Origin of the sequence: Actinopolymorpha rutila, from assembly GCF_013407855.1 — a bacterium.
Classification (GTDB): domain Bacteria; phylum Actinomycetota; class Actinomycetes; order Propionibacteriales; family Actinopolymorphaceae; genus Actinopolymorpha; species Actinopolymorpha rutila.
Genome location: NZ_JACBZH010000001.1, coordinates 3907723 through 3934222 on the forward strand (window position 1 = coordinate 3907723; position 26500 = coordinate 3934222).

General features: G+C 67.8%; 19 protein-coding genes. 2 read left to right on the forward strand and 17 right to left on the reverse strand.

Translation table 11 applies throughout. The annotated features are described in order from the left end of the window. The first annotated feature begins 96 nt into the window (after window positions 1-96). Together F4554_RS17490 and F4554_RS17495 are read left to right on the forward strand one after the other, a co-directional pair. Window positions 97-732: a TylF/MycF/NovP-related O-methyltransferase gene (locus tag F4554_RS17490; RefSeq protein ID WP_202889330.1), complete on the forward strand. Its 636-nt coding sequence runs from the start codon at window positions 97-99 to the stop codon at window positions 730-732. A 108-nt stretch (window positions 733-840) separates the two neighbouring features. After that, window positions 841-2040: an MFS transporter gene (locus F4554_RS17495; RefSeq protein WP_179788560.1), complete on the forward strand. Its 1200-nt coding sequence runs from the start codon at window positions 841-843 to the stop codon at window positions 2038-2040. Between the two features lie 168 nt (window positions 2041-2208). On the opposite strand, the gene F4554_RS17500 is transcribed toward F4554_RS17495, so the two are convergent. The 17 genes from F4554_RS17500 to F4554_RS17580 form a co-directional block, all read right to left on the reverse strand. Then, window positions 2209-6186 carry a metallophosphoesterase gene (locus F4554_RS17500; protein WP_179788561.1) on the reverse strand — a complete coding sequence of 1326 codons (3978 nt, stop codon included), beginning with the start codon at window positions 6184-6186 and terminating at the stop codon, window positions 2209-2211. Between the two features lie 418 nt (window positions 6187-6604). Then, a complete protein-coding gene (locus F4554_RS17505; protein WP_179788562.1) occupies window positions 6605-7885 on the reverse strand; it encodes a cytochrome P450 family protein in 1281 nt (426 codons plus the stop codon). 233 nt (window positions 7886-8118) lie between these two features. Continuing rightward, window positions 8119-9600 (reverse strand): O-antigen ligase family protein, encoded by a 1482-nt coding sequence (locus F4554_RS32255; protein WP_179788563.1) that lies wholly within the window; start codon window positions 9598-9600, stop codon window positions 8119-8121. Beyond that, window positions 9482-10720, reverse strand: a complete 1239-nt coding sequence (locus tag F4554_RS17515; RefSeq protein ID WP_179788564.1) for a glycosyltransferase — start codon at window positions 10718-10720, stop codon at window positions 9482-9484. The genes F4554_RS32255 and F4554_RS17515 overlap by 119 nt, the downstream gene beginning before the upstream one ends. Before the next feature lie 43 nt (window positions 10721-10763). Beyond that, window positions 10764-12563: an asparagine synthase (glutamine-hydrolyzing) gene (gene asnB / locus F4554_RS17520; RefSeq protein WP_179788565.1), complete on the reverse strand. Its 1800-nt coding sequence runs from the start codon at window positions 12561-12563 to the stop codon at window positions 10764-10766. Beyond that, complete coding sequence (locus tag F4554_RS17525) at window positions 12563-13660, reverse strand: glycosyltransferase (protein ID WP_179788566.1); 1098 nt, start codon at window positions 13658-13660, stop codon at window positions 12563-12565. The genes asnB and F4554_RS17525 overlap by 1 nt, the downstream gene beginning before the upstream one ends. Further along, the gene (locus F4554_RS17530; RefSeq protein WP_179788567.1) at window positions 13660-14298 is read right to left on the reverse strand and encodes a D-glucuronyl C5-epimerase family protein; all 639 of its coding nucleotides are present in this window, start codon (window positions 14296-14298) and stop codon (window positions 13660-13662) included. Before F4554_RS17530 ends, F4554_RS17525 begins: the two co-directional genes overlap by 1 nt. 224 nt (window positions 14299-14522) lie before the next feature. After that, window positions 14523-15611 (reverse strand): glycosyltransferase, encoded by a 1089-nt coding sequence (locus tag F4554_RS17535; protein ID WP_238342087.1) that lies wholly within the window; start codon window positions 15609-15611, stop codon window positions 14523-14525. 11 nt (window positions 15612-15622) lie between these two features. After that, complete coding sequence (locus tag F4554_RS17540) at window positions 15623-16768, reverse strand: glycosyltransferase family 4 protein (RefSeq protein WP_179788569.1); 1146 nt, start codon at window positions 16766-16768, stop codon at window positions 15623-15625. Then, window positions 16759-18183, reverse strand: a complete 1425-nt coding sequence (locus F4554_RS17545) for an oligosaccharide flippase family protein (RefSeq protein ID WP_179788570.1) — start codon at window positions 18181-18183, stop codon at window positions 16759-16761. Before F4554_RS17545 ends, F4554_RS17540 begins: the two co-directional genes overlap by 10 nt. Next, window positions 18183-18938 carry a sugar transferase gene (locus F4554_RS17550; protein WP_179788571.1) on the reverse strand — a complete coding sequence of 252 codons (756 nt, stop codon included), beginning with the start codon at window positions 18936-18938 and terminating at the stop codon, window positions 18183-18185. The genes F4554_RS17545 and F4554_RS17550 overlap by 1 nt, the downstream gene beginning before the upstream one ends. After that, complete coding sequence (locus F4554_RS17555) at window positions 18935-19186, reverse strand: hypothetical protein (protein ID WP_179788572.1); 252 nt, start codon at window positions 19184-19186, stop codon at window positions 18935-18937. Before F4554_RS17555 ends, F4554_RS17550 begins: the two co-directional genes overlap by 4 nt. Window positions 19187-19899: 713 nt before the next feature. Further along, a complete protein-coding gene (locus tag F4554_RS17560; protein ID WP_179788573.1) occupies window positions 19900-20829 on the reverse strand; it encodes an aldo/keto reductase in 930 nt (309 codons plus the stop codon). A gap of 585 nt (window positions 20830-21414) precedes the next feature. Next, the gene (locus F4554_RS17565; RefSeq protein WP_179791220.1) at window positions 21415-22647 is read right to left on the reverse strand and encodes an IS256 family transposase; all 1233 of its coding nucleotides are present in this window, start codon (window positions 22645-22647) and stop codon (window positions 21415-21417) included. A 541-nt stretch (window positions 22648-23188) separates the two neighbouring features. Then, the gene (locus tag F4554_RS17570; RefSeq protein WP_179788574.1) at window positions 23189-23584 is read right to left on the reverse strand and encodes a type II toxin-antitoxin system prevent-host-death family antitoxin; all 396 of its coding nucleotides are present in this window, start codon (window positions 23582-23584) and stop codon (window positions 23189-23191) included. Between the two features lie 829 nt (window positions 23585-24413). After that, window positions 24414-26111, reverse strand: coding sequence for an FAD-dependent oxidoreductase (locus tag F4554_RS17575; RefSeq protein ID WP_179788575.1), 1698 nt, complete (start codon window positions 26109-26111; stop codon window positions 24414-24416). 72 nt (window positions 26112-26183) lie between these two features. Beyond that, on the reverse strand, window positions 26184-26447 hold the full coding sequence (locus F4554_RS17580) for a UBP-type zinc finger domain-containing protein (protein ID WP_179788576.1): 264 nt from the start codon (window positions 26445-26447) through the stop codon (window positions 26184-26186). Window positions 26448-26500: the final 53 nt, after the last annotated feature.

Here is a 26500-nt window from a genome sequence, read left to right on the forward strand (position 1 = left end):
AGCCTGGGGTACGGACTGAACCGGATCCAGCCCCGCGAACCTGCGGACCTGCCTTCGACGTCGGTCGAGCTCTTCCGCGCGGTCGAGCCGTTCACGATGACCTCACCCGAGGCGGTCCATGCCTTGGCCGATGCCATCCGGTACGTGATCCGATCGGGCGTGCCGGGAGCGATTGTCGAGTGCGGGGTGTGGCGCGGGGGCAGCATGCAGGCCGCTGCCAGAACGCTGCTGGACCTCGGTGCCGTGGACCGGGAGATCTTCCTGTTCGACACCTTCGAGGGCATGCCCCGCCCCACGGACAAGGATGTCCGCTGGACTGGCGAGGCGGCCGCCGACCTGCTGGCATCCGAGACCGGCCGGGCGGCCGACTTGCTGCGGGCACGGGCGTCACTCGAAGACGTACGAGCTGTCATGGGCGGCGTGGCCTATCCGACGTCGCGCATCCACTTCGTCGTCGGTCGGGTCGAGGAGACGGTTCCCGAGCAGGCACCCGAGACCATCGCCGTCCTGCGCCTGGACACGGACTGGTACGAATCCAGTCGTCACGAACTGCAGCACCTCTATCCGCGCCTGGCACCCGGCGGTGTCCTCATCCTGGATGACTACGCGTGGTGGAACGGTGTGGCAGAAGCGACGGACAAGTACTTCGAGGAGCATCCTCCCATGCCGTTTCTGATCCGGATCGACGACAGCGGCGCCCGTGTCGCTGTCAAACCCGACTGCGGCGCATAGCGGCAACCGCAATCCGGGTGCAGCAGACAGGCAGGTAATGCATGCTTTGTCACTGCGCGCCCTGGTCCGGGTGCGCATCATGAAGGGCGCCACACAGGGGAACGCCGCATGGGCCTGCTCAGATCCAACCCCAGCTTCGCGCTGCTGTGTGTGGCTCGCACGGTGTCGTTCGCGGGCGGCTCACTGGCCCAGATGGCATTGGTGTTGTACGTGGCCGGCCGTGGCGGCGGCGGACCCGCCGTCGCCACGCTACTGATCGTCTCCGACTTCTCCCCCAGCGTTCTCGCACCGGTACTGGGCTCGATCGGCGACCGGTTGGATCGCCGCCGGTTGATGATCGTCGCACAGATACTGCAGGCAGGCACGGTACTGGCGATCGCCGCACTGCTGCCCACCCTGCCCGTCCTGCTCCTTCTTGTTGCTGTGAACGCCAACCTGGCGAGGGCCTTCGAGCCGGCCTCGTCCAGCGCGGTCCCGCAACTGGTGAGCGAGGTCGACCTTGTTCGCGCCAACTCCATGATCGGCTTCGGCACCTACGGGCTCGCGCTCGTCGGTCCCCTCGGCGCCGCCGCTCTCACACCACTGGTGGGCCTGCGTGGAGTCCTCCTTGTGACCGCCGGAACCTTCCTGATCTCGGTCGCCCTGCTGTGGCGGCTCCCGCCACTCGCCCCGTCCCAGTCAGCTCAGGTGCAACCTGCGCACACGGATCGTCCGGCGCTCTTCCGCGACGCCATGTCGGGCCTGCGCTACGTGTGGGCTGACCGAACCGTCCGCGCGACCCTGATCGGCTTCAGCCTGTTGGTGGCCTGCACCGGCCTGGACGACATCGCCCTGGTGGTCCTGGCCAAGAACACGTTCCACACCAGCGACTCCGTGGCGAGCCTCCTCTATGCCGGTGCCGACATCGGAATGTTGCTCGGATTTCTCGCCCTCACCCGGCTCACCCGGTTGGCAGCGGCACCCTACTTTGTGGCCGGAATGGCTGTCAGCAGCCTCGGAAACCTGCTCACCGGACTGTCCTGGGCGGTGTTGCCGGCAATCGCCTGTCAGATGGTGCGCGGCATCGGGATCGCGTCACTGGAAACCGGGAGCCACACGCTCCTGCAACGCTGCGTCCCCACCGCCATGCAGGCACGTGTCTTCGCCAATCTCTCCACCGCCATCGGCTTCGCCGCCGGCGTCTCCTACCTTGGCGGCGGCATCGCGCTCGTGTCGACATCACCCGGCGCCGGTGTTGTTCGCAGCTGGAGCCGCAGGACTCCTGGTCACGATCGGCACTGCCGCAGCCCTCGCATCTGCTACACGTAGCGCTGGATGACCGACGGCCGCTGCCAAGCTCCGCACACGGATGGGAGCACTTTCTGCACCTCACGGACGATGCATCCGCGAGAGTGACCTACGGGACGGGCAGGGCCGCGCGCAGTGGCGCGAGGAGTGCCACTACGCGCGGCCCTTACACGGTGGGCCGGGCCCTGGTCATCGTTCGGGCGGCCGGGTCTTGGACGGCGCTGGGAAGTAGGGGAAGAGCGGGGCGTCGGGCCCCCATGTTCCGGGGCCGCCATTGGCGTCGGCCGTGACGAAGACGCTCGGTCGGGACGCGGTGATGCCGCCGCTGGTCGAGCGTGCCGTCACGATCCAGGCGTACGGCGCGGCCGGCCTGAGGTTCGTCCAGGTCACCGTGGCCACGTCGCCGGAGGGCGCCGTCGTCTGGCCGATCAGTTCCGTCGGCGTGTAGAGCGCCACCACATCGGACTTGAACGTGGTGGTCCGGCTGTTCAGGTCGATCGGAAGCACCATGTTGTCCTCGTGGCCGTCGTAGCGGAGGCCGGGGTCGAACTCGGTGGCGCCGAAGTCGTCCAGGAACGGCGAGTAGGTGCTCACCTTCAACTCACTGCGGTCCACGTCGATCTGTAGCAACCGCATGAAGGCCGCGCCGAAGTTGAGCCGGTCGGTGGGGTTGTAGCCGCCGATCTCGGTGAGACCGACCCGGTCTGCCGTCACGCTGTAGGACTGGTAGTCGGCCATCAGCTCGACGACGCCGTTGCCGACGACCTGGCCCACCTGTGGCTTGACGTTGGTGCCGACACCATGGACGTGGCCGGCGAGGATGAGGAACACGTTGGGGTTGGGCTGGACGATCTGCTTGAAGAGCGACGAGCCGTCGGGGTCGGCGAACTGAGCGGTGCGCCCGTCACGTTGGATGCTCGCGTTCAGGTAGTCGTGGGACATCAGGATCCCGTTGCGGTCCGGGTACCGCTTGAAGATGGAGTCGGCCCACCTGGCCTCCTCCTTGGTGATGCCGTACGACAGGGCGACGGCCACGAAGTCACGACCGCCCGCGGAGAACAGGTCGTAGTGGTTCTCGTTGTCGCCTTCGCGCCACGGGCCGCCGTACGTTCCGTTCTTCCAGTGCTGGCTGGCTGCCGCATACCGGGCGGGGCCGTAGTACTGGTTGTAGGTGGCGTTGGGGCCGGTCTCGTGGCCGTACCAGTTGTCGTGGTTGCCGGCGAGCACGCCGTTCGGGACGTCCGTGTCGTCAAGGATCTTCTGCAGGCGGCTGGAAAGCTCGAACTCACGGATGACCTGCTGCTGTTTCTCGGGCGTGGTCGGCTGGGCGAGGTTGTTCTCGATGATGTCGCCGGTTTGTGCGACATAGGCGATCTTCCGCGCCCCGGCATTGTCCCTGATCCAACGAGGGATGTCGCCGTACGCCTTCTCCCACACCGCACGCTCGGCGGCGGAGTGCTCCGGCAGTGTGGCGCCCTCTGACAGGAACTGGCTGTCGCTCATGTGGACGATGGCGAAGTCGTAGTCCGCGGGATCCTTGAAGCGGTCCCCGGCTCCGGGGTCGATGTCGTCTGCGAACGGGTCCTCGCCGGTGATCATGACGTGCACGCGTTGAACGTCGATGTAGCGGTTGGTGACGGTGGCGGTCAGCACCGTGTTGCCCTTGAGAGCGCCACGGCTGCCGGCGAATGGGTCCCATGTGCTCGTCTGGGTGTTCCACGCCCACAACCTGGCCAGTCGCTCGGGGTCGATGACACCCTCCCAGCGCAGCACCGGAGCGTCGACGTGGCCCTGGATCGGGATGTCGAACCGTTGGAAGCTGACGCCGCCTGCGGTTGGGGCGTCGATCGTGGCGCCGTCGCCGGGTGCCAGAGCTCTGGTGTCGCCGATGTTTCGTTCGCCAGGAACGCTCAGGGTGGTCGGGACGGCGTCGGTCTGGCCCTGCCAACCCACGCTTGCATTGAGGATCTTCGCCTGCGAGAACGTCGCCTTGACCGCGCCGCCGTCCGGCTCGGAGACCTTCGCCGACAGCTTCACCGTGCGAGGCTGGCCGGTCGCGCCCGACTCGGGCGAGATGTCGGCCGGGACGTCGGGAATGGCGGCGGAGGTGAAGACCACCTCGCGCGTCGCCTTGTTGCCGAGAGAGTCGCTCGCGGTCACCGCAAGGGTGTGCTCGCCGGCGGACAGCCCCGGTCCGACGAGGTCGCCGAGCTGGATGGAGTCGCCGTCGAGGCTGACGTCCGGTCCGGAGCGGATGGAGGAGGGGTCCTGTACCTGCACACTCAGCGGGACGGACGAGGTGATCCGCTGGCCCGCTTCGGGTGTGCTCGCCGCCACGACGGGGGCGGTGTTGTCCGTCACCAGCAGCCGAGTGGCGGCCTGGCCGGTAGCTGAGGTGGCGGAGATGGTGTGGTTTCCGTCGGCGAGCTCGGTGGTTTCTACGTCAGCTCGCAGGCCGGCCGCCGGTGCGTCGATGAAGAAGTTGAGGTCGATCTCTGCCAGGAAGTTGGCGTTGCTGCCGCAGTTGCCGTCACCCATGCTGAACGTCTGCTTGATCATCCGGCCGGTGGCGGTGCCCCGGGCCGGCGTGAGCGAGATGGCGGAGATCGCGAAGTCGTCACGGTTGCAGCCGGTCGCGGCCGTGCCGGTGACGACGTCGATGGTGTTCATTCCCGGGGTGAGCCACTCGTTGGGGATCGGCAGGTCGACGCGCTCGTTGACGAAGTCGCCGCCGATCAGCCTCTCCATGCCGTTGACCCGCACCGTGTTGAGGAACGCGTCGTCGATCGAGTTCGACCCCACGCTGAAGGCGAGTATCGCGTCACCCGAACCGAGGGTCTTCTCGACATGCACGGCGGGCGCGTCGATCGTGTAGTGCAGTTCGGCCTCGCGCAGCAGGACCGTGTTGGAACCGCAGTTGCCGTCGCCCATCGCATAGGTTCCCGCGATGTCGTGGCCGGTGATCGTGGCGCCCTCGAGGGCAAGCTGCAGGTTGGAGATGGTGAAATCGTCGCGGTTGACGCCGCAGGAGGCGTTGATATCGCCCGTGACAACCTTGATCACGTTGTCGCCCGGGACGAGCCAGCGCGCCGGTATCGCGGCGTTGACCCGGGTGTTGACCCAGTCGCCGCCCAGGTCGACGCGCTTGCCGTTGACCAGCAGGAAGTTGTCGGACCTGTCCTCGATCGAGTTGGAACCCACGTTGAAGCTCAACGTGGCGGTGCCGCTGCCGAGGGTCGGTCGGGTCGGCGGGGCCTTGCCGTCGACCGTCAGCGAGGCTACGTCGCCTGCGCCATCAGCGGGAAGCGATGCGAACACAGGCTGCCTGCCATTGGTCAGGGTGCCATCCACCGGGTCCACGTTCGGCGCACCACTGGGGGCGTTGTTGACCGTGACGGTGTGCGTGACCTTGCCACCGGCCGAGGTCGTCGCGGTGATGGCGTGCTCCCCGTTGCCGACCGAGGTGGAGTCCCATTCGGCCGCGAGACCGGTCGTACGCCGTGGGTCCCCGGAGACGGTGAAGGTCAGTTCCGCGCGGAGGAGTTTGCCCTGCTGGGAACCGCAGTCGCCGTCGCCGAAATCGTAGGTGAACTCGTTCCTGTCACCACCGGCAGCCTCGCCCAACAGTTCGAGCGCGAAGTCGGACATCACGAAGTCGTCGTAGTTGGCATCGCAGGTGGCGTTCACGGTGGTACCGACGACGACCTCGACGACGTTCTCACCTGTCACGAGGTACTCGTTGGGGACCGCGAGGTCGGCTCGCTCCGACACCCAGGTCTGCGGCTGGTCGATCCGATGGCCGTTGACCGTGAAGTAGTTGCCGAAGGCGATGTCCACGGAGTTGGAGCCGACGTCGAAGAGCAGGTGCGAGACACCTACGGTCTGTTTCGCATCGAGCTCGCGACCATCCACGGTCAGGCTCACGACATCCTCGTCGGCAACCGTCGGCGTCGCCGCCACTGTCCGGGTGCCCGCCATGAACGCACCATCGACGGGGCTGAGCTCGGGCGCGGCTCCCGGTTTCGGGTCCGCAAGGTCTGCCGACTGCCCGACGTCCGAAGCACCGGCAGGCTGGATACCTCCCAGCCCACTCGTGGCCGACCAGCCTGCCTGTGGCAGCGTCGCCAAGCCCGCGGCGGCGAACACCACGACCACGGTCCTCAGCACGGCACTCGTGGCTCGTCGCCGGCTCCACGCGACACGCATCCCTGTGGGATTCATCAGCGCGCGTCCCTTCTCACCGTCACGGCGACGGCGCGCCCGCTTCACACCTCCCACGGCGCAGCCAGGGCGGCCAGTGGGCAACCACCTTGGATGAGCCGGGACGTGCACAGAACAGTTCCAGACACGCCGACTTTGCCCCTTCTAGATACTCGCCGGAGGTTCAGCCGTCCAGACAGGAAAGGGTGACGGTGTGACGGCGTCGGCCTCCGGTCCGGCGAGTCGGAGGTTTCGCCGTCGGGTGACCAACGGGGACTGGCGACGAACCGGAATGTCGACTTGTCGATGACGATGCTCTTGCGACCACTCCCGTCCGGGTGAACCAGATGGAAGGCCCGGCCCTTCGAGTTTGCCGTCGCTGCGGTCAGGACAGCCGTACGGGAAGGTGCTCCAGGGCGTGGAACACGAAGCTCTGCCGCCAGCGCACTTCGCTGGGATCCACGGCCAGCGCCAGCTCGGGGAACCGGTCGAGGATGCGGCGGAACGCGATCTCGCCCTCCAGCCGGGCCAGTGGCGCGCCCACGCAGTAGTGGATCCCGTGCCCGAAGCCCAGATGCCCGCTGCTGCGGCGGGTCACGTCGAGCCGGCCGGCGTCGGGGAACCGGCGCTGGTCGTGGTTGGCCGAGGCCAGCGAGACCATGACGATCTGGCCCCGTGGAATCTCCACCCCGCCGAGTCGCACTGGTTCGGAGGTGAACCGCGTGGTGGCGAGGTTGAGCGGCCCGTCGTAGCGAAGGAACTCCTCGACTGCTCCCCCGATCAGGGAAGGTTCGGCTCGCAGCCGGTGGAGTTGGTCTGGGTTGCGCAGCAGGGCGAGCACGCCGTTGCCGATCAGGCTCACGGTCGTCTCGTGCCCGGCGAGCAGCAGCAGGAACGCCATCGCGATGAGCTCGGTCTCGTCCAGCCGGTCGCCGTCATCACGTGCCTGGACCAGGGCAGTCAGCAGGTCCTCACCGGGTTGGGCACGCTTGGCCGCGACCAACTGGCGGAGATAGCCCGCTATAGCGGCCGACGCGGTGCGCTCCTCGTCCTCGGTCAGGTCGTCGGCGACGACCACGGTGCACCAGGAGCGGAAGTCGTCGCGGTCGTTCGGGGGTACGCCGAGCAGTTCGCAGATCACGGTCATCGGCAACGGGCCAGCGAACACGTCGATCAGGTCGACCGGCTCACCGTTCGCGCCGCGTGCTGCCATGTCGTCCAGCAGTTGCTCGGTGATCGCCTCGATCCGGGGACGCAGCGCCTCGACCCGCCGAGAGGTGAACGCCTTGTTGACCAGGTTGCGCAGCCGAGTGTGGTCGGGCGGGTCCGAACTCAGCATGTGCACCAACAGCCCCTCGTCTTCGCCCAGCCTGAACTCGCCGATCTGTTCGGGATCCAGGTACTGGGCGACCGCCACCCGGTCGTTCTTGAGCAGACGAGGATCGGCGAGCGCGGCCCGGGCCTCCTCGTACCTGGTCACGATCCAGGCCTCCCCCCAGCCGAGGGGGAAGACGACTTTGCGGACCGGCCCCTCCTCTCGCAGTACGGAGTAGACCGCCTCCGGATCCTGGAAGAAGTCGGCATCCAGCGGCAGCGGCACACTGCTCGCCGGGCTCGCTCCCGTTGGCTCGGCGGCCGAAGATCCGACCACGCCTGCGTCCGTCATGTGACCCCTCCCCTCGCGTGCCACGGCATCACGCGAGGCGGACCTCGCTTCCCAAGCCCAGTACGCGTGGATGACCGTGCATGATCAACCAAGCATGCGCTCCCGCCACGCCTGACGAGCCCAGTTCGCCACAAGGCGCTGGCGACCGTCGCACTTCCTTGATGAAGCGTCGCTGCCTGCCGTTCGACTAGGGCCAAGGCGGCTGGCCACGACGGGCCTCCTGGTTGTCCGTACTAGCTCGCGTCGCAGGGCAGACCGGGTCGTCCACCGGCGGGCAGCCGGTCCCCTGACCCGGAGGTAGCACGCACGCCGGTGCCGGCGAGTGCAAGGCTGAGCCCCATCAGCCACCAGAACTGCACTTGGTACTCACCGGAGAGGAACAACTGGGCGGCCAGCAGCCCGATCAGTCCGATCAGAATGCCGCGAGCCAGCAGTTCGCCGTCCCGATCGCCATCCGTTGCAGCGCCCTGGGCCGACCGAAACGCCGTGGCGACCGCACCGCCGACCACGGTCAGGAACAGCAACATCCCAACGATCCCCAGTTCGGCCTGGATCTCGAGGTAGCTGTTGTGCACGATCCTCTGATGTACTGCGTCCGTTGCAGGATCCCTGCCGAATCGCTGCTCAACCGCCGCCCGGTAGTTCCCCGCTCCGACACCGGCGATCGGTTGTTGTGCGATCAGCCGCGCGGCGTGCGCCCACAGTGGAAATCGATTCGACGCATCCGACCGACGACCGGAAGCGTCGCTGTGGACAACGCTGACCAGCCGATCCACTGACTCCGTTGGGGCGAGGAAGGCGTAGTAGAAGACCCCGATCAGCACCAACACTCCGCACAGCGCAGCGATGCGACCTCGCAGGCGGCCGCCGAGTACCAGCCCCGCGCCGAGCATCACCGCGGTTGCCGCCAGACCACCTCTCGACTGCGTGAGCAACATTCCCGTCAGGAGCGCGACCAGGATGGCCGCGAGGGCGACCCGGCCTTGTCGGTTGCGTACGTAGGACAGGCCGAACAGGCCGAGCGCGATGGCGGGCACCAGGGCGGCGGCCAGGTCGTTCGGATCCCCCACGCCGCCGGAAAGGCGGGTGGGGTCGAACACAGCGCCCACGACGGGAGGACCGGGCTTGAAGATCAGGCCGAAGGCGACAGTGAGTGCCCCACCGGCGACGAAGGCCAGGGTCAGCGTCAGGACTGCGCGGCGATCTCGGCCGCCGGTGAAGACCACGACGAGGAGAGCGGCCCCCATGGCCACCCGCCCGGCGGACGCGAGCGCGCTCCCCCGATCGGTTGCCCACAAGGTGGACGACAGCGACCACATCACCAGCCCGACAGTCGCCACCGCGACGAGCCTGTGCTCCCGCCAGAGGACCCGTGGGTGGTCGGATCGCCAGACGACGGCCAACCAGGCAACTGCGACGATGCACCCGACGACCTTCAGCTTGCCGTTCACGGAGTTCGGCACGGCCGGGAAGAACGACATGAGGGTGAACAGACTCAGGCCGACCAGGAGCACCTGGTCAGCCCGGCCCTCACGCGGCAGGCGGTTCACGAGATGAACCGCAGGATCGTCACCGCCACACCGATGTCGAACGAACTCATCGCGGTCGTCCGCTGGTGGAGAACCGCTGCTGCACGATTCGGGCCAGCCCGCGCATGCGTTCGTCGCGGGAGGGCAGGCCGTCGACGTAGGTCGCACCACGGCGGCCGAGTTCACCGCGCCTCTGGTCATCGTCCAGGAGTTGCCGGATGGTGGCGGCGATTCCTTCGGGATCACCGGGAGCAGTACACACGCCACAGCCAACCTCGGTGACGAGCGTCGCCGCGTCGCCGCCGCCGGCGTACACGATCGGCCTCCCCGCGGCCATGTACTCGAGCAACTTGGACGGTCGGGCCGTTCGGTTGAGAGTCGACGAGTCGGCCACCTGGGCGAACAGCAGGTCGCTGTCACCGAACAGGCCGGGCAACTGGGCAGGGCGCACATACCCCACCAGGCGAACGTTGTCACATCCCGACCGGCGCACCTGCTGTTGCAGTCTGGACCGCTGGGGACCGTCACCCGCGATGACGAAGTCCACATCGGGAAGTCGTTGCGCCGCTTCGACAAGCGTGGAGAGCTCCTGGGCCTTCCCGAGAAGACCGACGTAGGAGACAACGGGTCGCGCCCGCTGGGAACGCGACCGGCTGCCCGCGAGCGCGACCCGTAGCGGTTCGGTGATCCCGTTCTCGACAGTGACGATGCGGTCAGCGGCGACTCCCGCCTCCAGGGCCATCCGGGCGATACCCGGCGTGGCGGCGACCAACAGGTCGCAGCGGCGGGCGGTCGCCCACATCGCGGAGCAAAGTGCCGAGGCGAGCAGGCGCAGGAACCGGTTGCCGCCGGTCATCTCGCCGGTCATCGCCCAGGTGATGTCTCGGACGTCCCACACGAACGCCGCCCGTTTCATCCGGGCGGCAACCAGCCCGACCGGCCCCAGAAACATGGTCGGCGACGATGTGACGACGACGTCGGCCCGCACTCCGAGGCCGCGTAGGGCGAGTACGAAGGCCACCCACTGCTCCCGGGCTGCCCGGCCAAGTGCGGAACGGTGCCGGTGTGGCGAGAAGCGGAAGCGGCGCCGGATCGAGAACGGGACCATGGAGTCGAAGCCGGCCACCGCCTCGGCCTCGAAGCAGTTCTGGTTGGGGTAGCCCGGATACAGGGCAACGACGGTCAACGCATGTGTCTCGGCGAGGGCACCGGCCAGCGCATGCGCGCGGTTGGCACCCGCGAAGGTCTCCGGGGGGAAGAACTGGGTGAGGAACAACACCGTCGGACGACGACTCGCGTTCGCCACGTGACCCAACCCCCTCATGAGTGCGGCCGCGGCACGGTTGCCTTTACCCGCAGTCGAGATGTCCCAACCAGGCATGAAGGAGCAACACGGTCCACAACTGGCGCGCGGTCATTGCCTCCGGACGCGCCAGGTACTCGCCGGTGAAGACCGTCATCACGGAGTTCTGACGACGCCCGGCCGCCGGGCGTACGAGGTCCAGGACCAGGTCCCGCATCCGAGCTTGCCGCTGCCACCGCTCCAGTGGTGTCGGAAATCCCCGCTTGTCGCGGCGGTGCGCGACAGCTCGCGGGAGCCAGGGTGCGACGGCATGGCGCAGTACAGGCTTACTCGTTCCCCGCTGGAAGTGGTGCCCATCGGGCAGCCGGGTGGCGAAGTCGACGAGTCGGTGATCGAGCAGCGGTGTACGCGACTCGACCGAAGACGCCATGCTGATACGGTCCTCCGCGTGCAGGAGCCCTGGCAGGTAATGCTGCAGGTCCCAGCGCATCAGCTGGGCAGCTGACGTGAACCCGCCAGGCCCCCGGCGGGCACGCTCCCGCACCTCGGGTGCAACCGACCTCAGGAAGCCTGGGTCAAGATCGGCGTCGCGTACCGTCTGTGGCCGCGTGAGACGCCCTCCCGCCTCAGCGGCCAGCCGGCAGAGCTCGACAGCAGCCGCCGACCGTTGCCGGAGATCATGGTGGCGCAGCAGTTGCCGAAAGTGCAGTCCGCGGTGACGGAGGTAACCGCCGAACAGCTCGTCGCCGCCATGGCCCGCGAGGACCACCTTGATGCCGGCGCGTGCAGTGGCGTCGTAGACGAGTTGCTGTGGCAGCACCCCGGGTCCGACGACCGGCTCGTCAAGGTGCCAGACGACCCGGCGGAACACTTCTGCCAACGCATCGACGTCGAGGTCGATCTCCACCCGGCGACAGCCGGCGCCATCGGCGACCAACCGCGACCATTTTCGTTCGTCGGCCCACCGAGGCTCGGCGAACGCTCCGGTGAAGGTGGCCAGCTCCACAGCTCCGCCGCGCGCAGCGGCCGCTGTCACCGCACTGGAGTCGAGCCCGCCGGACAGGTGGGTACCTACCGGCACGTCGCTGCGTAACCGCAGGCGGGTGGCGTCGGCCAACAACTCCCGTACGACTTCGGCGTCCTCGGCGCCGGTGCGTCCGGCGATCGGCTCGCAGCTTGGCCGCCACCACTCTCGAACCGTCTCCCGGCGGTCCGCGTCGATGTGCAGGGTGTGACCGGGCGGGAGAGACCGGATTTCCTCGAAGAGGCTGCCGCCTGCCGACACGTACCCTTGGCCGATGAATTCGTAGATGCCGCTGGGTGACACACGTCGTGCCGCCAGACCTGCCGCGATCAGCGCCTTGTGTTCGGAGGCAAACGCGAATCGCTGGTCGTTGGAGACGTAGACGAACGGCTTGACGCCCAGCCGGTCGCGGGCACAGAACAGCTCGCGGGACCACCGGTCGTAGATGGCGAACGCGAACATGCCGTTCAGGCGCTCAAGGCAGTCCGCTCCCCACGCCGCGTACGCCGCAAGCAGCACCTCGGTGTCGCCGGTCGAGCGGAACCTCACACCGTCCCGCTCGAGGACCCGGCGCAACTCCACGAAGTTGTAGATCGCACCGTTGTAGGTACAGACGTAGCGGCCCGAGGGATCCGACATCGGCTGCCGACCCATTGGGCTGGTGTCGAGCACAGCCAGTCGGCAGTGCCCCAGCCCCACATCGCGGTCCTCGAAGGTCCCCGAACCGTCCGGGCCCCGGTGGCGCTGGGCGGCGAGCATCTGGGACAACGCATCCGGGTCCCTCGGCGTGCGTCGGTCCACGATGCCGGCGATCCCACACATCAGCCCTCCCCCTCTGTGATTCGGTTCCCGAGCCTGAGCGCCTCCATGACACCTTCGAACCGGCCGAGGTTGGTCGCCAGGTCGGCTCGCGCGAGCACGATGCGTCTGTTGTGGCCGGCTGCTGTCTCCCGGTCGAGCGCGGCACCGCGAATGATGCCGTCGGCGACATCGGCGGCTTTGGTTCCCACCAGGACAGCTCCCATCGGGCCGGCCCACGGGCGGTTGGCAGGGATATCGCTGAGGACGGGGATCGCACCGAGGGCCATGGCTTCCAGCACCGCCAGTGATGCGCCGTCTCGACTGGAGAGGCTGACCGCGAGGTCGGCTCGAGCGAAGTGTTCCTCGACCTTCGCCGGCGGCAGTGTTCCCAGGAAGCGCACGAGTCCGGTGAGCCCGGCTCGATCGCAGATCCGGCTCAGCCGACGGCGGTCGGGACCGTCGCCGATGATCTCGCACTCGAAGGCGATGTCCCGTCGCTTCAGGATCGACAGCGCGGCGAGGAGCAGGTCGACACGGTAGAGCCGCATGAGCGGGCGGGCGCTGACGATGCGCAGCGGCCGGGTCGGCCGGGTCCTGCCAGTCGTCCGGCGGCCGTCGCACAGCCTGGCCAGCCGTTCTGCCTCCACGCCGTACTGGAAAACCAGAACCGGTGCCCGCACCCCTCCCCGTACCTTGTCGACCGCATCCCGCATGTGGTCGGCGGGGACCGTGACAAGGTCGGCACGGCGGAGCACCCAGCGCACCACCGGTCGCTTGGCAGGGTGGCGAGGTGCATCGAGAACGTCGTCGCCATGCGCGGTGACGATGAGCGGTCGAACGCCGGCGCCCACAGCGAGGGCCCCGTAGCTGGTCGCGTAATGGGCGTGGACGAGATCGGGCCGCAGACCGCGAAGGATCCGGCGGGTCGCGGAGATCCGTCCCAGGTAGCCGAGCTTTCCCGGCCAGGGAACGCCCAGATCGTGAAGCCTGTAGCCGTCCGTGGGGTGGCCTGACATTCCGCAGGTCAGCAGGTGGACGTCGTGACCTCGTTCGGCGAAGAACGACACCCACCGCCGGGTGTGAATCGAGCCGTGGGCTCCCAGGTAGGCGATGCGCATCAGCCCAGGACTCCTCGATGGTGATGGTGGCGGAACCGGAGTTTTCGCCCGGCGGCGATGGCGACGGTCCTTGGACTTCGCCAGGCCCGCTGCCACGCGACGGCGGTGGAGGCGAAGACCGGATCGTCCACGAGGCGGCTGAGTGCCAACATCTGTTGGATGTGGAGGTGGTGGTAGAAGGGGCTTGCCACGTTGACCGGCCCGTCGGGACGCAGGTCGTAGCGTGACCAGCCACCCTCCAGTCCGTACATCCACAGCCGACGGGCAAGGGCGGTGACACCTTCGTCGAACGCGCTCCTGGCTCGCGCCGCGACCTGACCCGAACCCGCCGCCGCCACGTCGTAGAGCCCCCACAGGGCGAAGATCCAGCCGTTGAGTACGTGGACCGGCGGAGCGGTCGGGTACTCCTGCAGAACCGGCCCGTCGGGGGTGGCGGCCACTAGATCGGTTCCGGACTCGGTGAGGCAGGTGATCGCTTTGATGGCAGCGTCACGCAGTTCGCTCGTACGGAGGGCTGTCGCCCCGCGCAGCAGGAGGCTGGCCGCCTCACCCTGGGCCATCGCCGAGAACCACGGCGGATCCAGCCGATAGGTGTGACCCATGGGCAACTCGTAGGGCAGGAGGCCCGCGGGGGTCATCCGTCCGATGAGCCAACGGGTAGCGCGCCCTACGACATGGAGCCATTCGGGCTCATTGGCAGCCAGCTGCCACGCCCCGAGACCGATCTGAGCCACCGTCACGGGGTTTGTGGCCACGGACAGGCGGCGGTGATTGCTTCGGGCGAAACGGCTCAGGTCGTTGTAGTAGCCGTCGAGTGGGTAGCCAGGACGGAACGACGCCAGCGGTTGGCAACGGATGGCGGTCATCGGATCACCACCTGGGCTTCGGTCGCTTCGGCGTACATGCTGTCCAACCTGGCGACGGTCGAGGGGAGGTCGTGCTGATCACGGACACGGCGCCGCCCGGCGGCACCGATTCGAGCTGCCAAGTCCGGCGTCGCGCGAAGGGTGGCGATGGCGCTCACGAGGCAGTCGGCGTCGCCGGGTGGGACGAGCACGCCGGCGCCGTCGGCGAGCAGCTCCGGCAGCCCGCCGACGGCGGTGGCGATCACCGGGACGCCGGCTGCCATGGCTTCGAGCGCCACCAGAGGGAGGCCCTCCCAGGTGCTGCAGAGAACGGAGATGTCGAACGCTGCTGCCAGCCGTCCGGCATCGCGTCGTTCACCCGCCCAGACGAGGTGATCGGCGATGCCGAGATCTTCGGCAAGGGTCTCGAGGAACGCGCGTCGGGGACCGTCGCCTACCGCACATATCGTCACAGCCTGATGGGCCGTTACGAGCCGAGCTGCCGCTCGTAGCAGGAGCTCGTGGTTCTTCTCCGGACGCAGCCGCGCGACGATGCCGACCACGAACGCCGTCGCGGGAAGCCCCAACTCCTGCCGTGCGGCCCTCCGTGCCATGGGCCGGCCGGGAGGGATCGCGTTCGGCAGGACATGGACCTTGTGCGCCGGCACGCCGTCGCCGACGACCTGATGGGCGACCGGCGCGGACACACAGACAAAGTGGGACGTCACGGGTGCGATCCAGCGGCGGTTGAGGAACGACCGCAGTCTGGAGGGAGTTCCGCTCCAGTTGTGCTCGTGAACGATGAGTGGGCGGCGGGACATCCGGGCCAGGAGAGCGCCCCACACGTTGCTCGAGAACTTGTGAGCGTGGATGAGGTCGCAGCCCTGCGCCGCCCGCCGGGCGCGTCGGTACGCAACGAGCGAGAGCCGCCGCCGTCGCCCCAGCACCGTCACCGGAATGTCGGCGGCATCGAGTTGTTGCTGCAGCGGACCGGTTTCCCGGGTGACGACCACGTGGGGTGCGAATCGGCGGCGGTCGACGCCACACGCGAGGTCGACTGCCACGCGTTCGGCTCCGCCTGTCGCGAGAGTGTCGATGAGCACCATGACCTGGGACGTCACCGTCGCACCGCCCCGGGGCGCAGCAACTGTTCGTACATGTCGGCCATCCTGCGGGCCCAGCTCCGCATGTCATAGTGCGAGACGACGTGGGCTCGGTTCACGGCGCCGAGGGCCGGCCACGACGACCGTCGTCGGAGCAGGTCCTCGATCCCCTCGGCCAGGCGGACCGGATCCGCGATCGGGACAGCCACGCAGCCGTCGACTCCATCGAAGATCTCCCGCTGGCCGGCAGCGAGCGTTGCCACCACGACGGTGCCGCTGGCCATGGCCTCCACGACGCCGTTGCCGAACCCTTCCGAACGGCTGGCTGAGACGAAGATGTCGGCGGCCTGGTGAAGGTCGGAGACCTTGTCGGTGAATGCCAGTGAGCGCACCGGTTCATTCCCCGCTGGAGCGCCGACGCTGACATAGACCAGCCGAGTAAGCCCCTTCTCCTGGAGCATCCTCGCCGCGGCCACCAGGAGATCGCCGCCCTTTCGTCTCCAGGCCCAACCCAGGTGCAGAACGAGTACGTCGTCGCGCTGCAGCCCCAGCTCGGCGCGCACGCGGTCCCGGACTGACGGCCTCGGGCTGAACGCCTCCGTGTCGCAGCCCGCGATCATTGCCGAGGCCTTCGCTCCGAGGCCTCGAAGGGCGGCCTCGCGAGCCAAGGCGTCAGTGACCGCGAAGCAGCTGTCCACGGTGCGGCTCGGCACGCGGTAACGTACGACGTCCTTGACCCTCCGCCGCAGGGATCGCCGATCGACGTCCTCCTCGAGGGCCGTCCGGTAGTGCCACAGCAGGCAGCACGACCGATCCCGCCGGCGCATCCGGCCGACGGCCAGAGCGGCCGGCAGGTCGTAACTCCCGAAGTGGGTGTGGATGATCGAGGCTCCGGTCTCCTCGACCATCTCGTACAACTGCCGGGCCGTCCGCAACATCGAGCGGTTCGCAGAGCCGTGGACGATTCCCACCCAGGATCCGTCGGCCTGCTGTCGGCGGAACCATGTTGCACCCTCAGCGGCGGGCGGAAAGGCGAAGGCACATCGCCCGGTTCCGCGACGGCGAAGTTCCTCGTCCAGCATCCCCAACTGGGCGATGAACGCTCCCGGGTACGGCGCGGCGTAGTCGGCGACGTGGAGCACCACCGAGTTCAATGCCAAACTTCCTTCCTCACGACGGCCACGTAGGAGGCGAGGCCGACCGCACCAGCGATGCCGGCGCCGACCAGGCCCAGCGACGACACTCCGCCAAGTACGAACCGAGTCACGCACACCGAGGTCACTGCACCGGCAGCGATCCGAACTGCCGGTCGTGTCCAGGCAGACCACGGTTCGGAGCCGAGCAACCGCGCCGCGATGCGGACGTGTCCGAGGACATAGACGAGGTAGGCAAGCGTCGAACTGACAGCCGCGCCGTACGACCCCCAGGTCGGGATCAGAGCAAGGTCGAGACAAATGTTCACGGCGACTGCCGCCAGGGCTACGGGCAGCCGCGCCCGGCCGCCGCCGAGGAAGTTGCACGACAGGGACACCAGCGGCGCCACGCTCAGCAGAGCGGCGTAGCCCATCAGCGCCTGGAGTACAGGAGCGTCGGTCCGGTACTGCCTGCCGATGAGTCCGAAGATGTCCGGCGCCAGCGGGGTGACCACGGACAGGACACCTGCATAGGTCACGGCTGTCCTCCGCATCCACCGATCGAAGATCTCAGGTGCCCGTCTCATGTCCTGGGCGAGTCGAGGCGCCACGACCGCGGCCATGGCCACCGCCGGCAGGTGCAGAAAAACGACAAGCTTCCAGCCAAGTGCGTACGGCGCGACAGTCGCCGCATCGTGGAAAAGGGTGATGAGCACCTGGTCGACTACTCCGAACACGCTGACGCAGGCCCACACGCCGAACAGGGGAAGGGCGTACCTGACAAGGTCCGACGTCCCGGCCCGCTCGCGGAAGGACACCGGATGGGCGAACAGCACGGCCAAGCCGGTCACCGCGCTGGCGCCGGCGGCTACCGTCAACGCGACCAGTGCTGCTGGAGCACTCGGCCCGGTACGGACCAGAACCACGACTCCGCACAGCTCGACGGCAGGCTGGAACACCGTCAGGAAGGCACCGACCCCGACTCGGCGAAGTGTCGGAAGGGTCCCATGGGCCAGGGACACCATGCTGTTGGCGACCAACAAGACCGCGCCGAGGACCGTCGCCGACCCGAACCCGGGCGCGCCGCCGGCCGCGCTGTAGGCAAGGATCCCCAGCACCGCGAGCCCGGTCAACGCACCGCGCAGGGCAACGATCCGAACGAACAGCTGCCGGTCCACCCGCTGTTCGGAGAGGTACCGCGCCAACGACGATGTCAGGCCCGCGTCGGTCAGGACCACGAGCAGGCCGACGATACCGGTGAGCAGCGCCAGGTTGCCGTACTCGGCTTTGGGAAGTGAGCGAGCCAGAACGACTGCGGTGATGGCGCTCAGAGACGCGCCGGCGAATCGAGCGCCGCTGAAGAGGGCGACCTGGGCAGTGGCGCCGCCGTCGTTGAACCTCGACGGGACAGCTGCCCGAGCCGTGGTAGGAAATGCACCCATCAGCCGCTCCGGCGCGGACGCCACGACGACGAAAGTGTCTCGGCCAGGATCACCAGGTCCAGCCGGAGGCTGCAGTGCCGCAGGTAGTAGAGGTCGTAGGAGAGCTTCGCTCGAAACTCCTCGACGTTCGATGTGTACCCCTGACGAACCTGTGCCCAGCCGGTGATCCCGGGCCTGACGCCATGTCGGAGATGCCAGTGCGGTATCTGACTGACCAGAGTCTCGGAGATCTCAGGTCGTTCCGGTCGGGGACCCACGAGGCTCATCTCCCCGACGAGCACGTTCCACAGTTGAGGAAGCTCGTCCAGATGGCTCGAGCGTAGGATCCTCCCTACCGGCGTCACTCGGTCGTCGTCCTGACGAGACCAGACGGGTCGACCATCCGCTTCGGCGTCGGCCACCATGGTCCGGAACTTGGCCATGAGGAACACCGAACCCCGCGCCCCGACCCGCCGTTGCCGGAGCAGCACCGGGCCCGGGCCAGAGAGTCGAACCGCCACCGCGGACGCGATGAGGACCGGCAGCAGAACCACGATGCCTGTCAGCGACAGCACCACATCGAGCGCCCGCTTGGCTCTCCGCTCATAGCGCCCCGGTCGCGCTACAGGCTTGTGCGGAAACTCCCGGGTTGCCGCCGGCTCGTACGAGGGCTCGCGGGTTGCCGCCGGCTCGTACGAGGGCTCGCGGGTTGCCGCCGGCTCGTACGAGGGCTCTCGGGTCACCGCCGGCTCGTACGAGGACTCCTGCGTGGTCATCGCGCTGCCCTGATCGTGCCGATCCACCGGTGTTCGGCGTCGTACCAGGCGACGAACTCGGCCACGCCCGCGCGCCAGTCGGTGGTGGGTTTCCACTCCAACAGCAGCTCGCTCGCCCGAGCACCAATGAATCCGGCCGCGCTGGTCACCAGGACGCGACCATCACCCCCGCCACCGCACGCGGAGTGAACATCGACACCCGCCTTGCGAGTGGAGCCCGCAGGCTGGTTCTGCGCATCGATGTTCACGGGCCGCACCCCCCGCCGAACTCATCCCCGGCCAGCGTGACGACCAATCACCAGAATCCCGTCGACACGTACCGAAGGCTGGGATAGACCCTCGTAGGTGAGATATTTCGAATCCGGGGCTGAATCCCCAGGATCATCGACGGCCGTAGTGTCAACCAGAAACTGCTTTTGCATTCCCTTATTGGGAGAAGCGCCTTCAACCACGAGCAAGCCACCGGTGGTAGGGCTGACGGACGATCGTGAGGACGTGGCACGTCACCGCGACGGGCACCCAGTCGGCTGCAGAACTGTCCGAGCGTCGCCGGCCTCGACACCCACGTGCTGTTGCCGCCTGGCGTCATACCCACCGCACCTCGACGCCGACCTGGCGCATCCAGTTACGCAGACACGACTCCGCGATCCCGAAATCGGCAGCGACCTGCTTGATCGTCCGCCCCGGCTCACGGCGCCGCGTTGACCAGGTTCTTGCGGAGCTCGTTGGGGTAGGGCTTGGGCACAGCGACATCCTTCCAGCAGCACCTCGCAGCGCCACAGCTCGGATGTCACCCACTCATGCAGCAGTCCCCCGAGCCTCGCGAGCTGCAGGAACGAGCCCTGCGCGCCGTTCCAGCAGCTCGACGATCAGGAGGCGGCAGGTCTCCCAGTGAGAGCCGGCGTACTTCACTCGCAGGCTTCCTGGTGGAGCGACCTGACAGCCGTTCCGCTGCTGCCTCCTACGCGACCGAGGCCATGGCAAGCTCATGCCAGATCTCATCGGGTAGCTGCAGGCGCGCCAGGCACACAGTTTCGTTGACCAGCTCTGCTCGATCCATTCCCACGATCGTGGCTGCGATCCGCTGATCTCGGAGGGAGAACTGCAGTGCAGCCGCGGCCAGTGGAACCCCGAAGCGTTGGCAGACGTTCTGCAGCCGACGTGCACGCTCCTGGATTGCCGCCGGCGCGGCGCCGTAGCGCCACCGCGCAGCTGGGCCCGGTCCGGTGGCCAGAATCCCCGCCTGGTACGGAGCGGCGTTGAGAACTGCGACGCCTTCGTCAGCAGCCATGTCGAGCAGTGGAGTCGCACTCTGATCGAGGAGCGTGTAACGGTTGTGCGTGATGGCGACGTCGAAGATCCCAGTCCTGACGTACTGGATCATCGCATCAACATCGCCGCTGCCCGCGACACCCACATGTCCGACGAGCCCTTCGTCGCGAAGGCCGATCAGCCCCTGCACGGGGCCCTTGGCTTCCATCGCGGTCGCGAACGGCATCACATCGGGGCTGTGCAGGTAGACGATCTGCAAGCGCTCCAGACCCAGAAGAGACAGGCTCCTCTCGACCGAACGCCGCACCACGTCGGCGTCGAACCGACCCGTCTCAGGGTCCTGGCCGGCCTTGGTGGCGAGGACGAACCCTGCCGGAAGGCCGCCGCGCTCCCGAAGAACCGAACCAATCCGACCCTCGCTGTCGCCATACGCGGCAGCGGTGTCGAGGAAGTTGACAGGTGACTCCAGAAGGGTCCGCACGGTTGCCGCGGCCTGCTCCTCGGAGACCTCCCCGAAGGCTTCGGGAAGGTTCCCCAGTGGTGCTCCGCCCGCGCAGATCGGGCTCACGAACAGCCCCGTACGACCCAACGGCCGTAGCGACAACGTTTCCTCGCTCATCGTCCTTGCTCCTAGTCCCGGCGCACAACAGGCCGTCGTCCCGCCTCCAGGCGCGCGGCGACGCCTACCTGTGATGAACCGTCGGGTCCAAGTAGCGCTCGGACTCCGCCGGCGTCGCGCCACTCGTGCACGAAGCCGTCGCATGCCGAGGCGGGCTTGATCCCGGTGATGGTGCACTGTAGATGGTGTCCTTGGGTGTGCCCAGCCCCCGGAGGCTTCCGAGACGGATCTCATGGCCAAGATGGCAGGGCTGACCTCGCAGGGCATTACGCCGGTTGGGACCGAGCCGAGTTCACCGGCGACAGCGAATCCAGCGTGTCCGTCCACCAGAAACCAGACGCCGTCGACCTCGGCCACCAGCCAGTTTGAAGGCCGGATCCCTCATGGTGACGAAGTGACTCCTGCGGTGCAGGCGCCGATCGCAGCTGCGCGTTCGCGTGGCCACAGCAAACGCATGAGGTTCCTGATGCCCACTGACCAAGGGACTAACTCGCACCATGGAACGGGCAAAACGGACACTGGCGCTGGTTGCGGTCAAGTCCATTGGCGTGGTGTAGCGGTCGTGTCGCGTGATCCTCTTGGTGGTTAGGCGCTGAGCGCCTTGAGGTCGGTGTCGGTCACCTCCTCGGTCTCGGTGGCGCGGGCTTTGGCGAGGAGGTCCAGGCCGAGGTAGCGGCGGCCTTCGATCCATTCGTCGTGTTGTTCGGCGAGGACGGCTCCGACGAGGCGGATGAGGGAGTTGCGGTCGGGGAAGATCCCGACGACGTCGGTGCGGCGGCGGATCTCGCGGTTGAGGCGTTCTTGGGGGTTGTTGGACCAGATCTGTCGCCATAGCTGCTTGGGGAAGCCGGTGAACGCCAGCACGTCGGTCCGGGCGGCCTCGAGGTGGTCGGCGACCTTGGGTAGCTTGTCGGCCAGGGCGTCCAGGACGCGGTTGAACTGGTCGTGGACCGCGGCGGTGTCGGGCTGGTCATAGACCGAGTGCAGCAGCGTCCGCACCCACGGCCAGGACGCCTTCGGGGTCACGGCCATGAGGTTGGCGGCGTAGTGGGTGCGGCACCGTTGCCAGCCCGCGCCCGGGAGTGTGGCGCCGATCGCTGCGACCAGACCTGCGTGGGCGTCAGAGGTCACCAGGCCCACGCCGGACAGGCCGCGGGCGACCAGGCCGCGCAGGAATCCCAGCCAGCCGGCGCCGTCTTCGGCGGAGGTGACGTCGATGCCGAGGATCTCTCGGTGTCCGTCGGCGTTGACACCGGTCGCGACGAGTGCGTGCACCCCGACGACCCGGCCGCCCTCTCTGACCTTCAGCACCAGGGCGTCCATCGCGACGAACGTGTACGGACCTTGATCGAGGGGGCGGGTGCGGAACGCCTCGACCTGCTCGTCCAGCTCCGCCGCCATCACGCTCACTTGTGACTTGGACAGGCGGGTGATGCCGAGTTGTTCGACGAGTTTCTCCATCCGCCGCGTCGATACCCCGAGCAGGTAGCAGGTGGCCACCACCGACGTCAGGGCCCGTTCGGCCCGGCGTCGCCGTTCCAGCAGCCAGTCCGGGAAGTACGAACCGGAGCGGAGCTTGGGGATCGCGACATCGATCGTGCCGGTACGGGTGTCGAAGTCGCGGTGACGGTAGCCGTTACGGGAGTTGGTGCGGTCCGGGCTGGGCTGACCGTAGGGGGCGCCGCAGACCGCGTCGACTTCGGCACCCATCAGGGCGTCGATGAACGTCGACAGCAGGTCGCGCAGCAGGTCCGGCGACGCAGCAGCCAGCTGTTCGTGCAGGAACCGGTCAGGGGTCATACTGGGCTTGGCGGTCATCGCGTAGGTCTCCTTGAGCTTGAGCGGGAACTCAGTTCGAAGGATCACGCGATGACCGCCCTTACGCGTCTACGACACGCCCATCAACAAGGCGCCTGCGGTACACCACTCTGCTGGACGCCACTCTGGTTGCGAGATGTGATCTTCGCAGGTCAACCGGGGTAGGGCGGGCGGTACTCGAACCCGCGACCCAGGGATTACGAGAACCCTTGCCAACGACTACCAGGCCATCTATCTGCGACTTTGCCCCCAGCCCACTCCCCCACAGGCACCCTGACCACACCGTTGGTCGCCGTTTCGCACCACAACTCGCACCACGAGGAGCCTCTTCGCCGTGTCGGGAGAGCGTCTGCGTACGGAACCTCGCCAACCCTGATTCTGAGCAGTCCGCTCCTCCCCTGCAGCGCCTTCGCTCCGTGGGGCCTCGGCTCGGCGGCCAGCTAGTCGATCGCCACGGCGACACGCTTCCACACCAACTGGTCGCCCTTGCGTAGACGCCGCAGCGCCCGCACCGCAGCGGGCTCGACTTGGATCTGGTAGCTCACGAGTCGAGCTCGTCGCGCAGCGACTCCCACGAAACCGATCTCGCGCCGGCCTCCCGCTCCGCCTCTGCTGCCTCAACGGAGGCCCCGTCGGCGGCGTCCTCGGCCGTCTCGATCAATCGATCGATCACCTGCCTGACCCGCTCCTTCGTGGCTTGGTCCGCGTCCTGCACCGACGACCAAAGCTCACGACAGGCCGCCGCTACAGCAGCCTCCCGTACCTTCGCTTCATCCGCCGCCGCCCTCGCCAACGGCACGATCGCCGCGACACGCCGGCCACGCCGAGTCAGATAGGTAACGCTGCCGGCGTAGGTCGCCTTGTTCACCACGTCCGCCAGACGATCACGCGCATCGCTGATCGCCAGCTCCGGAGGAACCTCTGCTGCCGCAGCCATGCGGCCAAGCGTACGACTCGTACAACTCGGGGTGCCACTTTGCCAAGAGTCGGCGCTGACACCAGGACAAATCGTAAGGAACCGTATTCACCTTCGCAGCTGGTTCTACGTCAGCCGCGGCCACGCCAGGTCGTGGCCGGCGCCACACGACCTGCCGTCGTTCGACCAACTCGGTGTCCCCCGTCGCAGCTACCTCCGCAACGAACCGGCAGGCGTGCCGATCATGCCCTCACCGCTTTCCGACGGTGACGGCAGCGTGCTCACCGCAGTCTGCTGTCATGGCCCACAAACCGGGAGGACGCGTACTGGATCGACGGGTATCGGTCCGCCGACGAAGGCGCACCACCTGGGAACACCGCGCCCGGCCGGTCGAGGACACCGGAACTGCCGGCAACCCGTTGGTCCTCATGCCAGCCGGCGACCAACTGGTGTGCGTCTACGATTTCCGTGGCCGACCGAGCGGAGATCGAAGCCGCCGGGGTTCCCGGGTACACCGTCGCGCTCAGCCCACAACAGCGACTGTGGTCCAGCAGCGACGGCGAACTACCGGAGGTCCTCGCAGCCGGCGGACACGGAGTCATCTCCGGCGTCTCGTCGGTGTTCTCCCACCTCTTCGATCAGCCGCGCTCTGAACTCGCCATCGGCCTGACGCACGAGAAACTCTCCACCCCGGGTACGCGAGGCCCTAAGACTGGTCGGCCCGTCACTTACAAGACTCCTGCTGGGCTGTCGTAGGTGTCGATCGTCCACGGCGGTGGCGGTGGCGGCACAGCGGAATGCCCTCAGCCGCCAGCTCGTTGAGTCGCCACCCCGCACTGGGCCGACGGCGTCAACGCCGGCCGACGGTGTACCCCTCGCCCCTCGTCAGGTGGGCGTAGCTGAGCCGGACCGCCATCGCGCCCTCCCCGACCGCGGAGGCAACGCGTTTGATCGACCCACTACGTACGTCGCCGGCCGCGAACACTCCGGGAAGGCTGGTCTCGAGGAAAGTTCTCGGGTAGCTTCCGTCGCGCTCGATGTCGGATCCGGTCCGGACGAAACCGTTCTCGTCGCGTGCCACGTCGTCGCCCAGCCACCATGTGCAGGGAGTCGAGCCGATGAAGACGAACAGCGCACGCGCCGGAACGTCTTCGCGTTTCCCGGTGTGGTTGTCCTCGACGACCAGGGTCTCCAGGGTGCCGTCCCCGACCAGTTCGCGGACCTCGGTGTGGGTGCGTACCTCGACCTGCGGCAGGCGGCGAATCTGGTCGACGAGGTAGCGTGACATGTTCTTTCCCAGGTCGTCCTCGCGGACGAGGAGCGTGACGCGGCTCGCGGTGTTGGACAGGAACAGCGTTGCCTGGCCGGCCGAGTTGCCGCCGCCGACCACCGCCACCGGGACACGTCCGCACCACAAGGCCTCCTGCTGGGTGGCGGCGTAGTAGATGCTGGTCGGTTCGAATTCCTCCAGCCGGGGCACCGGGAGCCGGCGGTACCTTGCGCCGGTGGCGATCAGGACCGAGCGGCCCAGCACCGGCCGGCCGTCCTCCACGTCGACGACGTAGTGGCCCGCGTCCTGCTTCAGAGCCGCCGCGGTGGCAGGGATGTGCATCCGGGCGCCGAACTTCTCGGCCTGGAGGACGGCACGCTCGGCGAGTTCGGCACCGGAGATGCCCGAAGGGAAGCCGAGATAGTTCTCGATTCGGGACGACGTGCCGGCCTGCCCGCCGGTTGCCACCGAGTCAAGGGTGATCACCGCCATGCCCTCTGACGCCGCGTACACCGACGCCGCCAGGCCGGCCGGGCCGGCGCCCACCACCACCAGGTCGTGCAGCGTGGTGGGCGGCTCGGGGACGAGCAGGCCGAGCCGCTGGGCGAGTTCGGCGTTGCTGGGGTTGCGCAGCACATGGTGCCCGCCCAGGATCACGATCGGTGTGTCCTCCGGACGGAAGTCCAGGCTGCGCAGCAACTTCTCGACTCCGGCGTCCTTGTCCAGGTCGACGAAGCGGTGCGGCAGCCGGTTGCGCGCTGCGAACTCCCGCAGCCGACGGGTGTCCTGGGAGTAGCAGGAACCGACGATCCGGACTCCGACGCCAACCTCGATTAACACGGACCGCCGGACCAGGAACGCCCGCAGGATCAGGTCGCCAAGCGCCGGGTCGTGTGCCACCACTTCCCGCAACGCCTCGGGCGTCACGTCCAGCACCTCACCGGCCTCCACCACGACTGCGGTGAAGAACGACGGCTGCCCGGTGAGGACGCCGAGTTCGCCGAGGAACCGGCCGGCACCGTGCACGCTGATGACCCGCTCCTCCGGGGTGCCGTGGTCGGCGACATTGGCGACCTTGCCGGAGACGACCACAAAGAAGTCGTACGGCTCGTCACCCTCGCGGAAGAGGACGTCCCCGGCCTCCGCGGTGCGTCGCGAGCCTCGGGCGGCGAGCGCGTCGATCTGGGGGGCGTCCAGTCGCGGGTAGGCGCCGTAGGCGTCCGGGGTCTCCGCCTGCGTGGACGGTTCCGGCGGTGTGGACGGGGCTCGGTCGTTCATTCGGTGGTCCTCCCTCCGTGTCGTCTCAGTGGTGGTTCAGGGCCCGTTCTTGGCGGTACACCGGTCTCGCGGTCAGACGAACTGCTCATCGAAGTAGCACCAGCGCCAGTCCTCGCCGGGCTCGTAGGACGCCACGATCGGATGCCCGATGTGGTGCGCGTGCGCGCGGGCGTGCTTGAGCGGTGAGGAGTCGCAGCAGCCGACGTGGCCGCAGGTCAGGCACAGCCGCAGGTGTACCCACGGCGAGCCCAGTCGCAGGCACTCCTCGCAGCCGGCGGGTGTGCGGGGCTCGACCGGACGGATCTGTTCCAGGTGTGGATCCAGCGCGACAGGCATGTCGGTTCCTCCGTTCTCCGGTAGGGTTCTCGGTTCGGGCTCGCAGCCCGGCT